Genomic DNA, 13074 nt, shown 5'->3' on the forward strand with positions numbered 1-13074 from the left:
CACTGTCTACTTGACAGGGTGCAGTTCAGCTATTCTCTGGGCTTCTCATTTTCCATTGCCCCTAGTCCTTTATTGCAAAATTGACTTATCAGTTCAGCCATTTGTTTCGGTGACTGTGTTTGATCATTCAGTAGCCAATCTTTAATAACATGGATGGCCCCGGACACGATAAAGGTGCTTAAATAAGAAGCAGCGTCTATGTTAGCAGTATCCGTTTTGTTTATTAAAAAAAGTCTTGCAATATCCATCACTCTTTTTTCAAAGCTTGTCCCTGTATTATTCTCCAATAATGCTTCGAAGATTTCTTTTCGATCTTTGATATATACTAACAACTGCTCCGTCATCTGAATCGACTCTTCTTCCACAATAAAATTAAATGCATTCAAGTATTTATTCATTTCTTCAATAATTTCTTCTTCGATGGAATAAAGTAAATCGTGAACATCGGTGAAATGTGTGTAAAAGGTAGAGCGATTAATATCTGCAAGAGCGCATACTTCTTTGACAGTTATCGATGAAAAAGTTTTTTCATTCATTAATTGGATCAGGCTGTCTTTTAAGACCATTCGCGTGTATTTTTTGCGCCGATCTAATTTGTCAGGCAATGAAAACACTCCTTATTTTGTGAACTTTTTGTTAATTTCCAACAAAAAAGTATGATATGTTGGAAAATAAACGTGATATCCAAAACTGTTTGTTGAATATCCAACACGGTGTCTATATAATATAGTGGATTGAGGAAATTTGCAAGAGAGGATGAACAACGATTGACCTTTCAACAAAAATAATTCAACATAAAAAATCAATTGTTATTACTTTTATCGTGGTTGCTCTGATTAGTGTAATTACGCAATTCGCCGTATCTGTTAATTATAATATGGTTGATTACTTGCCAGACGACGCGCCGTCAACAAATGCAATGGATACGATGGAAGAAGAGTTTGAAGCGTCTGTGGCAAATGCTCGGGTTTTAATGCATGATGTAACCGTGCAGGAAGCATTAGAATATAAAGAACAGCTTACAGCTATTGATGGTGTTAGTGATGTAACTTGGTTAGATGATGCCATTGATATTAAAACACCGATCGAAATTGCTGACGAAGATACAGTGGAAACTTATTATAAAGATAACAATGCACTGTTTTCTTTTCATATTCGTGACGGGGATGAGGTAGAAATTACCGATCAAATTTATCAATTAATTGGTGAGGAAAATGCGTTGTCAGGGGAAGCTGTAGATACCGCGCAATCACAGAAAATGGCGGGATCAGAATCAGCTTATGCGGCATTACTTTTAGTTCCTATTATCATCATTATTTTGGTGGTATCAACGAATTCCTGGATGGAGCCAGTTTTCTTCCTTACGGCGATTGGAGTATCGGTGCTGATCAACCTTGGTACCAATATATTTTTGGGAGAAGTATCATTTGTCACCCAATCAGTTGCACCCATCCTTCAGTTGGCCGTCTCACTCGATTATGCGATCTTTTTGTTACATAGCTTTTCAGACTTTCGTAACAAAGGGGAGGAACCGACTAATGCCATGCGTTTGGCAATGAAGCGATCATTCCCGGCTATCGCAGCAAGTGCATCGACAACCTTTTTCGGATTTATGGCTCTCACATTTATGAATTTCGAAATTGGTGCTGATCTAGGTGTTAACTTAGTCAAAGGTATATTGTTCAGCTTTATTAGTGTCATGGTATTTTTACCAGCACTAACACTTACTTTTTACAAATGGATTGACAAGACACAACATAAACAGATTGTACCGAATTTTAAAAATCTCGGTAGACGTGTGCTTAAGTTTAGAATACCAAGTTTAATTCTTGTTCTGTTAATGCTAGTTCCAGCATTTTTGGCACAAAGTAATACGAATTTTATTTATGGTGTAGGTGAGCATCCGGATTCTACCCGAATCGGTGTGGATGAACAAACGATTGAAGATTCGTTTGGCAAATATACACCAATGGTTTTGCTGGTGCCAAAAGGAGATATTGCAAAAGAAGAAGAACTGGTACAAGAACTGGAACAACTTGATCATGTGTCGAGTGTGTTAGCTTATGTCAATTCAGTCAGTGCGGCGATTCCTCCTGAGTATTTGGATGAATCAATCACAGAACAATTTTACTCTGAAAATTATTCGCGTATTATTTTGCATTCCAATACGGATGCGGAAGGTGATGCAGCTTTCACTTTGATTGATGAGGCAGAAGAAACGGCCGAAAATTATTACGGAGATGACGTTCATGCCTTAGGTGAAAGTGTGACACTGTACGATATTAAAAATACGGTAGAAAAAGATAATGTAGTAGTTAACGTACTAACGATCGTTGCGATTGCGGTGGTGTTATTAATCACTTTCCGTTCAATTTCCATGCCGATTGTGTTATTACTAACCATACAAGCGGCAGTTTGGTTTAACTTATCTGTACCATACTTTATGGATTCGTCACTCGTATATGTAGGGTATTTAATCATAAGTACAGTACAGCTAGCTGCGACAGTCGATTACGCGATCTTATTATCAGAAGCGTATCATGTCAATCGAAGAGAGATGCCAGCTTTACAAGCTATTAAGAAAACAATTGATGAAAAAATCTTTTCGATTTTGATTTCTGCTTCGATTTTATCAAGTGTTGGATTTATCTTATGGATGACGTCCTCCAATCCAATTGTCGGATCAATTGGATTGTTACTTGGTAGAGGAGCATTACTAGCGTTTATTTTAGTCGTATTTTTCTTACCAGCGATGTTATTAGTGTTTGATAAAGTGATTGAAAAAACAACTTGGAAAGCAAACTTTTATAAGAAGAAGGGTTGATGATGAGAATAAAACGATTTTTATTGTTAATGATGGTGGGGATAGTTGCACTCTCTCCTTTTAGCGTAGTTGCAGCAAGTGCTACGGCTCCAAAGGATGAGGTAATATATGCCACATTACAACCAAATGGTGAAGAGTTGAATATGTATGTCGTGAATAGTTTTGAAGTGGAAGAACAGGAAAAATTAGTCGATTACGGTAATTATACCAATGTGAAAAACTTGACTGACCTATCCGAGATAACAAAAGAGGGGGATGAAATTTCCTTCACGACATCTGAGGAGACCTTTTATTATCAAGGAGACCTAGAAAACAAACCGTTACCTTGGGATTTTACCATCCACTATCAGCTTGATGGGGAAGAAGTGAATCCAGAAGAATTGTTAGGTCAGGAAGGCCATTTGCAAATAGAGATAGAAACTTCTGCGAACGAAGATGTTAATTCGATCTTCTTTGAAAATTATTTGTTACAGATTTCGCTTTCGCTAGATAGTGAGTTGTATCAAAATATTGAGGCAGGAGAAGGAACCATCGCAAATGCCGGTAAGAATAAACAAGTGACTTTTACAGTAATGCCGGAGAAAGAGGAAAATTTCCTATTAGAAGCAGACGTAACAGACTTTGAAATGGAAGGGATCGAGATATCGGCTGTTCCTTCCTCTATGTCGATTGATTCTCCAGATACGGATGATGTGACAGAGGATTTTGAGACATTATCAGATGCTACCGCTGAAATTGATGAGGCAGTAGGTGAATTAGCGGATGGCATTTCAGAATTGAATAATGGTGTTTCCAGTCTAAAAAATGGTTCCAGCGATTATCAGGATGGTATTACCCAAATTAATAATGGATCAGCTGATTTGATCAGTGGTAGTAAGTCCATCGATCAAGCACTAATCACGATGAAAAATTCCATCGATCAAGATGTGGAAACAGGAGATTTCAGTGCATTACAGGATGGACTTGTGCAAATTGCTGATGGCTTAAAAGAGGCAAGCGATGGATTAACGATATTAAAGGAAAATTATTCGCAAGCCTATCAAACATTGGATAAATCGATAAATGCTATCCCGGCAAATGTTTCAGAGGAAGAGATTCAAGGATTGGATTTAAGTGAAGAAGATCAAAGAGTAGTAGACAAATTAGTTAGCACTTATGAAGCTGTTAGTACAGCAAAAAGTACCTATGAAAAAGTCAGCAAAGCATTTGAAGCAGTTACCCCAACTCTTAACGAAGTAAGTAGTTCACAAAATAAAATGGCGTCCTCACTGGAAACAATGGCTGAACAAATCGAAGCAGCAAGTGAAGGAATGGATATTCAGGAAGGCTTAAAAGAATTACAAGAAGGATTAGCGACACTATCCGATAATTATCAAGAGTTTCATGCAGGTCTTAAGGAATATACAAATGGTGTTGATGAATTGTCCAATGCCTATCAGGACCTTCATAACGGAATTGTAGAATTAGAAGATGGAACTACTGAACTGGAAGAGGGTGCAAGTGAGTTACATGATGGGACAACAGAATTGGCTGATTCAACAAGTGACTTACCTGACCAAATGCAGGATGAAATAGATGAGATGATCAATGATTATGACAAGTCAGATTTTGATGCAGAATCATTTGTTTCCGACAAAAATGAAAATGTGCAAACCGTTCAATTCGTAATAAAAACAGAGAGCATTACCCAAGATGAAGAAGATGATGAGGAAGAAGAGACAGAAGAAGAGAAGAGCTTCTGGGATCGCTTATTAGATTTATTTAGATGATAGTAGATTAGATAATGTCGATGGCATACCTGTCAGTTGGGTATGCTATCTTTTTTTTGTGAGAAGAACACGGTGAGTCGAGTTGCCGGACATCTATTCCGTTAATTTAGCTAAAAGTAGTGATTTTTTGACGTTCCCGGACATCTGTTCCGTTATTTACTGCAAATCATGCTATTTTTCTAATGAAATAGCTGAATAGCGGAATAGCGGAATAGATGTCCGCGACAAAAGATAAGCTTTATTGTTTTTCAAATTCCTACAAAAAAATTACACTTAAGGAAAAGGAGCGAAGAATGATGAAATTAAGTGTATTAGATCAAGCACCTATTTCCAGAGGAGATACACCTGAACAAACATTGGCAAATACGTTAGAACTTGCGCAGTGGGCAGAGCAATTAGGATATCATCGTTATTGGGTAGCAGAGCATCATAATACGAATGGATTGGCAAGCTCTTCTCCAGAAATTATCATGACAAGGATTGCTTCTGTAACCAATACCATCCGCGTTGGATCAGGTGGAGTTTTATTACCACAGTATAGTCCTTATAAAATTGCTGAAGATTTCAAGACATTGGCAGGATTCTTTCCTGAGCGGATTGATTTAGGTGTCGGTCGTTCGCCTGGTGGTTCACAACTAACCCGGTCAGCACTTACGGATAATCAAAACAAAAGCTTAAGCGAATTTCCGCGTCAACTCACCGATTTACAAGGTTTTTTGCATAATTCATTACCAAAAGAGCATGAATTTCGCTTGGTAAAAGCTGGACCACGAGTGGAGAAGGTACCACCAATTTGGGTATTAGGATTGTCGGAGCGTGGAGCAACAAACGCAGCAGAGCTAGGATTAGGATTTGTTTTTGGTCATTTTATTAATCCTGCTCATGGTGAAAAAGTAATGCAGACGTATAGTGAGAAATTTCAACCTTCTGTTTCAATGGATCAGCCAAAAACAATGGTTTGTATTTTTGCCATTTGTGCGGAAACGAATGAAGAGGCAGAAGAATTAGCATTAACACAAGACAAATGGCTGCTTAGTGTAGGAAAAGGGGCAGATACGAAAGTACCATCCATAGAAGAAGTCCGAAAGAAATCATTTACGCAAGCAGAACTGGATATAATGAAGAAAAACAGAGAGCGTTGTCTTATCGGAACACCTGCTCAGATAAAACAAGAGCTAACTCGCTTGCAAAAAGTCTATCAAACAGATGAATTTATGCTGATCACGAATATTCACGACTTTGAAGCAAAAAAGAAATCCTATCAACTGATAGCAGAAGCGATACGATAAAACAAAAGGGGCAGTGGTACGAACCACTGCCTCCTCCTTATGCTTTAAGAAAGTCAGGATCTTGATAGCTTGGATTAGGATACTTATAAAATCCTTCGCCGGTAGCTGTTCCTAATTTGTTCTTATCAATATATTCTGTCTTTAAAAGCTCTGCTAATTTTGCAGCACTTTGATCACCAGTTTTATCTGCTTTTTGTTTCACAATGTTGTAGGCGGTAGTAATTCCTACTATATCAAGGATTGCAAAAGGTCCTTTTGGTGAACCAGTTGCAGCCATCCAGGTTTTATCAATTGTCTCTGGATCTGCTACTCCTTTAATAAATAAACCTTGAGCGGCATCAAGTAATGGAACTAACAAGGAATTAAGAATATAACCGGGTTGTTCTTTATGTAGCGGTAGAGCAATCATGCCAATCTGTTTAGCAAATGCAAGAACATCCTCAAATACTTGTTCATCGGTTTGTTCATGTTTCATTACTTCAGCTGTATTATTTAGCCAGATTTCGTTGGCAAAATGGAGTGCCAGGAATTTTTCAGGTCTTCCTGTTACTTCTGCAAATTGACTTGGTAATAATGTAGAAGTATTAGTAGCAAAAATCGTTTCCTCAGGAGCAACTTGTCCAAGTTCTTGGTAAAATGCATTTTTAATATTCACTACTTCCGGAATTGCTTCGATGACAAGGTCTGCTTCTAATACTGCCTGTTTTAAATCCGATTGAAAGGCCATGCGTTCAAAGGCAGCATCTACTTGGGCTTGTGTTGCATCCAAGTCTGTCTTATAACGATCTTTTAGTTTGGTAATACGCTGTTTTGCTTGGTTTAACGCATCCTCATTAATATCATAAACCACCACATCAATGCCATTGAAGGCAGTTTGGTAAGCAATCTGGCTTCCTAAAACTCCTCCACCAGCAACGGTAACTTTTTGATATGACGCCATACCTATCCATCCCTTCTCACTTTTCTAGTAGAACACTACTGTATTATGACACAAGAATAGAAGATTAATCAAAAGATAGGTATTAAGACTTAGTTTCATTTTGCTTAATCGGTGCATAGTCAAATAATTTCCCTTCGTATATTAATTCCATGCGATCATTTTTTCTGAAATCATCTGGTGTTACCATGGCGGGAAGTTTATCCGATAATTTAATGCCTGATCGATAAAAGATATCTGCAACAAATTGTGAACAAAAATAAGAGTTACTGAATTCAACTGGTTCTTTTAATGAGACTCCAATCACACCTAGGATATTGTAGAGAAACTTATCATTCTTTTTAATAAACACTTCCAATATTCGTTTCATTTTATCGATTTCACGTTCAGTTACTTGGAGGCGATAAATAACACAAGTGGTATTACGATATTTATTGAACGTGCCGGTCCAAATATCTTCTTTTACAAATCCACCATTCAAAGGGTTCTTCGGATTTTTTCTGCCAAAACTGTACATCTCTTTCAGTTCCGGATCAAAAGCAAGAGAAGCATGGTTATAGGGCGCTTTGGTATATGTTTTGATAACATTTGTAAATAAAGTACCTGTATCGGATAACATAATATAAACATAATTTTCTTCACTCATGTACATCACCAACTATCATCATTCTACTCTTTTCATTATAACGTATTTACTGTAAAATGAATGCAGTTTTTAAAAAGATTGGGTGAAAATCATGAGGGAAACGATTTGGACTTTATCTATTATCTTTTTTATTTTGTTAGTTGTATCCATAGTATTTAAGATTATTACCAAATTACAACCAGATAAGGACTTTACTACGATTCAGCTCCGCGTCAAGACATGGTGGGGCATGTTCACCATTTTCTGTTTTGCAACTTTATTCAATACCACCGTTTCTTTGATCGCCATCATGATTTTATGTTTTTTTGCATTAAGAGAGTATTTTTCCATGATGAAAACAAGAAAATCAGATCGGCGAATTTTCTTATGGTCTTATTTAATGATTCCACTACAATTTTACTGGATCTATATTGGTTGGTATGGCATGTTTATAGTGTTTATTCCTGTCTATGTTTTTTTGTTTTTACCACTTCCGCGTATTATTGGAAAAGGTACAGTTGGTTTTCTACGATCGGTTAGTTTTACCCAGTGGGGGTTAATTTTGATGGTATTTGGTTTAAGTCATTTAGCCTATTTTCCAGTTGCGACACCAGAATTCGGTGCAAACCTTGTCTTGTATCTCATTATTTTGACACAAGTCAATGATGTCACCCAATATTTAATATCGCTATATCTCGGCAAACGTAAAGTTGCACCGACGGCTAATCCCTATATTACATGGGAAGGGTTTATTGGAGCACTTATTGCAACAACCGTCATATCTTATTGTATATATCCATTATTAACACCGTTGGATCTAACTTTTGGTATTGCTTCAGGCATTTTAATCAGTGTTTCGGGGTACTTTGGAAGTTTGACGATATCTGTGTTAAAGCGGGATCTTTTAATAGGGAACAAAGAAGCATTGGAGCGGTTAAAGGATCGTTATCTTAATCGAATTGATAGTTTAACATATACGGCACCGGTCTTCTTTCATGTGATCCGTTACTTTTTTGATTTTATGTAGCTAAAAATCCATGGGGCGACCATGGATTTTTGAAGTATCATTTATTGAGCAATCTTATACTTCTTTAGATGGATACATTTTGTGAGATCATTTAATGTTTGTTGTGGATTTTTTCCTTCGACAATTAATTGAAGTTCACATTTTGGGTTCATAGTTAACGAAAATGAAACGAGCCTTGGTAAACTTTCAAGTGTGATCATATCATGATTGAAAAGAAGGTAAATATGACCTTTATAATTTTTCTGATAGGTATGTAAAGCTAAGAGCTGGTTAATGGATAATCTTTCATTCAACTCAATATTTTTAGATAAAAACTTCTTCATGTTGCATCCTCCTTTTATTAGCTACTTAACTATAACCCGTTTATCAATCGTCTAAACGGTCACTTGTATTAAAAATGAATGACAAATGTTACAAAAGCTTAATCTCTATGTGAGATCAAAATCCTCCACTGATGGTAGAATTACACTTTGCCTAAATGCCAATTACTATAACTCCAGAGCTAATTCTTATATAATAATTGGAAGGGAGGGGTTAACATCGAACAGAAATTACATAATCCAACAGGAAAACAACGAATCGGCTTAGCATTCTTGCTAGCGATGTTAGCAATGTTAGGCCCGTTCAATATCGATATGTATTTACCAAGTTTCCCACAAATAGCAGATGATTTGGGAGCACGAGCATCGCTTGTTCAATTAAGCTTAACTGCTTGTTTATTAGGTTTAGCTTTTGGCCAATTAGTAATTGGACCGATCAGTGATGCAATAGGAAGAAGAAAACCTATACTATTTTTTATTTCGCTATTTGCAATCTTTTCATTGGTTTGTGCAGTGGCACCCAATATTATTGTGTTAATTTTAGCTAGGTTTTTACAAGGATTCACAGCTTCGGCAGGTGTTGTGTTATCTAGAGCAGTTGTGCGAGATGTATTTGATGGAAAAGCATTAACCAAATTTTTTGCATTGTTAATGGTAATTAATGCTACAGCACCAATGATTGCTCCGATCTCAGGCGGGGCTGTATTATTACTCCCCTTTGCAACATGGCATACTATTTTTATCTTTTTATTTCTATTAGGTATTGTGATGGTGACGATTAGTGCCTTTAAATTGCCGGAAACTTTACCAGAAGAAAATCGTCGACCAACTTCGATTGCCAATTCATTAAAAACAATGGGGTATTTATTAAAAGACCGCTCCTTTATCGGCTATGCGATTGTAGTTTGTTTTGTTCAAGGTGGAACATTTGCATATGTTGCGGCGACACCATTCGTTTATCAGGATCTGTATCATGTATCACCACAAGTATTTAGTATCTTATTTGGTATAAATGGATTAGCGATTATTCTTGGTAGTTTTCTCGTGGGTCGATTAAGCGGCTATTTTTCAGAAAGAAGCTTATTGAGAACCGGTGTTATCATGTCATTAACAGCAAACACGATATTATTAATAGCGACTGTGTTTCATTGGCCATTGTATATGCTTGTTATCTCGTTATTTATCCATCTAAACTCAGTTGGGATTATCTTAACCAGTAGTTTTTCGCTTGCAATGGAGAATCAAAAAGAACGGGCAGGGACAGCAAGTGCATTACTAGGTATGTTGCCTTTAGTAATGGGTGCAATAGTTGCCCCTATTGTAGGATTAGATGAAACAACGGCAGTTCCAATGGGAGCAGTACTATTTACAAATTCTCTTATCGGGGCGATTATATTTTTTACATTTACCAGACAAAAAAGATGAGTTGTATGATGCAACTCATCTTTTTTTAGAAAGAAAGTATAAAATTTGGATATCCACCTGCTACGTTAAACGGGCTCTTTGCGTTTTGCTTAATATTCTACTTTATCCGTAGTTTGCTTCCATAATTGGAAAGGTAATTTATCACTATTTAAATCTAGTTTCTTCATTAATAAGTTTCTTTCTTTGATATTCATTGTGATTTGGTCATAAATATATTGATCATCGAATCCAATCTTTGCTGCTTCTTCTCTTGTATTAAAATAATAAACAGCTTTAGGACGTGCCCAATAGATCGCTCCTAGACACATCGGACAAGGTTCACAACTTGTATAAATTTCACAACCTGTTAATTGATAATCATTAAGGTGCTTACATGCATCACGGATTGCGCTGATTTCAGCATGTGCGGATGGATCATTTGTTGTTGTGACTACATTTGTCCCTTCTCCTACAATTTTATTGTCTTTTACAACCACAGCACCAAATGGACCACCATTTCTTTTTTCTACATTGTCATATGCTATCTGTAAAGCGTGCTTCATAAATTCTAGCTTCATATTAGTTGCCTCCTTACAATCTATAAAATATTTTATAGTAGATATCTCAAAATTATGATTAGCTTGTGATATTCTTTAACATTAAAATAATTGAAAATGTTTTCCTTTGTTACTATAGTAGTAAGAAGAAGGACTTAGTGAAGTGAAGAGCTAATTTACAAGTGTCGACAAATAGCTTATACTTTAAACAGAATATTTAAAATTTCGCAGGAAAATTGTAGAAATCCTGTTCTTTATATAGTATAATATCTTTAGAAAGGATATAGAAATGAAAAATATGCATAGATATTCAAATCTATTACTTGAAGAAAAACGAACAACGGTGTGGTTTTTGTGGTTGGTTTACGTTATTTATTTTGGATTTGAAATAGTTTATTATTTCATAATACCAGCTGTTCCATGGCAATATGAGATGACTCCTGAACAGAATAGCCTATATTATATCAAGTATTTTGCAATTTTCGCATTACTTCCTATTGCCTATTATTATTTAAGAAACGGAAAGCCATCTCCTATCAAATATATTTATTTTTTCACCGTAACATTTTCAGATATTATTTTAGACCTTCTCATTTTTCAGGGAATTGAAAAACCATATGCAAGCGGAAATATAATTGAACTAGTAATAATTATGTTTTCACCAATATTTGTGAGCGAACGTTTCTTTTATACAGTGTCATTAGGTACAATTTTTAAATACCTAATAATTGGTTTGATTTTATCGGATGAGATTGTTGTAATTCCTTTGGTTCTAGTTGTAGTATACTCGATTGTCGCTTGTATTCTATTATATCGTTTTCTTGCCTATGTCAGAGCTGTACAAAGTTCTTATGACAAGCAGATGGAAGGGATTGTAAAAGGTGTTATCACAACATTAGAATTAAAAGATCCATATACACGAGGGCATAGTGAAAGAGTTGCAGATTATGCTATATCGTTAGCAAAGGCAACGGGAAAATATGATGATGAAGAGTTAAAAACTTTTTATTATTCATGTTTATTACATGATATTGGAAAAGTAAATATACCAGATTCGATTTTAACCAAACCAGGTAAATTAACAGATGAAGAATTTGACATAATTAAAACACATCCTACAGTAGGTGCACAGGCGATCGCAGAAGTTGAAGGAGTTGCCGAAAACATTAATGTAATAAAGCATCATCATGAAAGATGGGATGGTAAAGGATATCCTGATGGTTTAAAAGCGAATCAAATCGACTTTCTTGCTAGGGTAATTTCAATTGCAGATGCCTTTGATGCTATGACTTCCACAAGATCGTATCGAGCTGCATTGTCTATTGAAAAAGCATACGAAAATATTATTAATGGTAGTGGTACTCAATTTGACCCTCAATTAATTACCACTTTCCAAGAGGTTTTTCCAAAATGGGTCGAATATCACCATATTCAACAAAAAGGGACTAATAAAACAAGAGAGGAGGATTAATCATGAAGGTGAAAAAATTAAAAAAACTAAATGCTACTACCGGTTTTTGTTGGTGGTGTTTTATAAGACCTTAGTAATTTTGTTGGATGCTATTTTAATAGCATCCTCTTTTCTTATGGTCTTTGAAAACCCCTGGCTATGCCGGGGGTTCCATAGAGCTTCTAGCGTGGAGTAAAAAAAGCCTCTCTTCATGGTAAGATAAGGTTGGTTTCCCGACCACCAAATCTCACCAAAGAAGGAGGCATGTCCAATGCAGGACAAGAATAGTTTAGCACATACACAGTGAAGATGTAAGTTTCACATAGTTTTTGCGCCAAAATATAGAAGACAAATTATCTATGGAAAATATAAAAGAAGCATCGGAGAAATAGTAAGAGAGCTTTGTAAAAGGAAGGGAGTTGAAATACACGAGGCAAATGCATGCAAAGATCACATTCATATGTTAGTAAGTATACCACCAAAGCTAAGTGTATCTCAATTCATGGGATACTTAAAGGGCAAAAGTAGTTTAATGATTTTTGATCGTCACGCCAATTTAAAGTATAGATATGGTAATCGCAAATTTTGGTGTCGCGGCTACTTTGTAGATACAGTGGGAAGAAATAAAAATCAAATTCAAGAATATATTAGAAATCAGCTCAGAGAGGACTACATGAGCGATCAGCTAACCTTATTCGAAGAATTTGATCCGTTCACTGGGGAGAAAAATAAGAAGAAATAAGAAATTTTTTAGAATTAGTGAGTGAGTGTGGTGCAGAAGGGAAACCCATTCAGTGGGCCTTTTAGGCCGAGGCCGGTAACAGAGGCTTTCAGCCGCAGAGCAAACCACCAGTTCACACTGGTGGTTTTGA

General features: G+C 36.2%; 11 protein-coding genes and 1 pseudogene. 7 read left to right on the forward strand and 5 right to left on the reverse strand.

Annotated elements, in window-relative coordinates; translation table 11 throughout:
- Positions 1-29: 29 nt before the first annotated feature.
- Positions 30-605, reverse strand: a complete 576-nt coding sequence (locus GHT08_RS21455; protein WP_153836359.1) for a TetR/AcrR family transcriptional regulator — start codon at positions 603-605, stop codon at positions 30-32.
- Between the two features lie 272 nt (positions 606-877).
- On the opposite strand from GHT08_RS21455, the gene GHT08_RS21460 reads away from it, so the two are divergent.
- The 3 genes from GHT08_RS21460 (at position 878) to GHT08_RS21470 (ending at position 5882) form a co-directional block, all read left to right on the forward strand.
- A complete protein-coding gene (locus GHT08_RS21460; protein ID WP_238343645.1) occupies positions 878-2824 on the forward strand; it encodes an efflux RND transporter permease subunit in 1947 nt (648 codons plus the stop codon).
- Between the two features lie 2 nt (positions 2825-2826).
- Entirely contained in the window at positions 2827-4593 is a 1767-nt protein-coding gene (locus GHT08_RS21465) for a coiled-coil domain-containing protein (RefSeq protein ID WP_163583431.1), read from the forward strand.
- Positions 4594-4889: 296 nt separating this feature from the next.
- Positions 4890-5882 (forward strand): LLM class flavin-dependent oxidoreductase, encoded by a 993-nt coding sequence (locus GHT08_RS21470; protein ID WP_163583432.1) that lies wholly within the window; start codon positions 4890-4892, stop codon positions 5880-5882.
- Positions 5883-5919: 37 nt separating this feature from the next.
- On the opposite strand, the gene GHT08_RS21475 is transcribed toward GHT08_RS21470, so the two are convergent.
- Together GHT08_RS21475 and GHT08_RS21480 are read right to left on the reverse strand one after the other, a co-directional pair.
- A complete protein-coding gene (locus GHT08_RS21475) occupies positions 5920-6822 on the reverse strand; it encodes a 3-hydroxyacyl-CoA dehydrogenase (protein ID WP_163583433.1) in 903 nt (300 codons plus the stop codon).
- A gap of 82 nt (positions 6823-6904) precedes the next feature.
- A complete protein-coding gene (locus tag GHT08_RS21480) occupies positions 6905-7465 on the reverse strand; it encodes a C40 family peptidase (RefSeq protein ID WP_163583434.1) in 561 nt (186 codons plus the stop codon).
- A 91-nt stretch (positions 7466-7556) separates the two neighbouring features.
- On the opposite strand from GHT08_RS21480, the gene GHT08_RS21485 reads away from it, so the two are divergent.
- Positions 7557-8471, forward strand: a complete 915-nt coding sequence (locus GHT08_RS21485) for a phosphatidate cytidylyltransferase (protein WP_163583435.1) — start codon at positions 7557-7559, stop codon at positions 8469-8471.
- A gap of 41 nt (positions 8472-8512) precedes the next feature.
- On the opposite strand, the gene GHT08_RS21490 is transcribed toward GHT08_RS21485, so the two are convergent.
- The gene (locus GHT08_RS21490; protein WP_163583436.1) at positions 8513-8794 is read right to left on the reverse strand and encodes a hypothetical protein; all 282 of its coding nucleotides are present in this window, start codon (positions 8792-8794) and stop codon (positions 8513-8515) included.
- 216 nt (positions 8795-9010) lie between these two features.
- Between GHT08_RS21490 and GHT08_RS21495 the strand changes: the two genes are divergently transcribed.
- Complete coding sequence (locus tag GHT08_RS21495) at positions 9011-10216, forward strand: Bcr/CflA family efflux MFS transporter (protein WP_163583440.1); 1206 nt, start codon at positions 9011-9013, stop codon at positions 10214-10216.
- A gap of 89 nt (positions 10217-10305) precedes the next feature.
- On the opposite strand, the gene GHT08_RS21500 is transcribed toward GHT08_RS21495, so the two are convergent.
- Complete coding sequence (locus GHT08_RS21500; RefSeq protein WP_163583437.1) at positions 10306-10773, reverse strand: nucleoside deaminase; 468 nt, start codon at positions 10771-10773, stop codon at positions 10306-10308.
- 268 nt (positions 10774-11041) lie between these two features.
- Between GHT08_RS21500 and GHT08_RS21505 the strand changes: the two genes are divergently transcribed.
- Together GHT08_RS21505 and tnpA are read left to right on the forward strand one after the other, a co-directional pair.
- Positions 11042-12223 (forward strand): HD-GYP domain-containing protein, encoded by a 1182-nt coding sequence (locus GHT08_RS21505; RefSeq protein WP_163583438.1) that lies wholly within the window; start codon positions 11042-11044, stop codon positions 12221-12223.
- A gap of 250 nt (positions 12224-12473) precedes the next feature.
- Positions 12474-12944: pseudogene (gene tnpA, locus GHT08_RS21510) on the forward strand (IS200/IS605 family transposase).
- Positions 12945-13074: the final 130 nt, after the last annotated feature.

It is taken from the genome of Gracilibacillus saliphilus, assembly GCF_010994085.1.
In the GTDB taxonomy this organism is placed as follows: domain Bacteria; phylum Bacillota; class Bacilli; order Bacillales; family Amphibacillaceae; genus Gracilibacillus; species Gracilibacillus lacisalsi.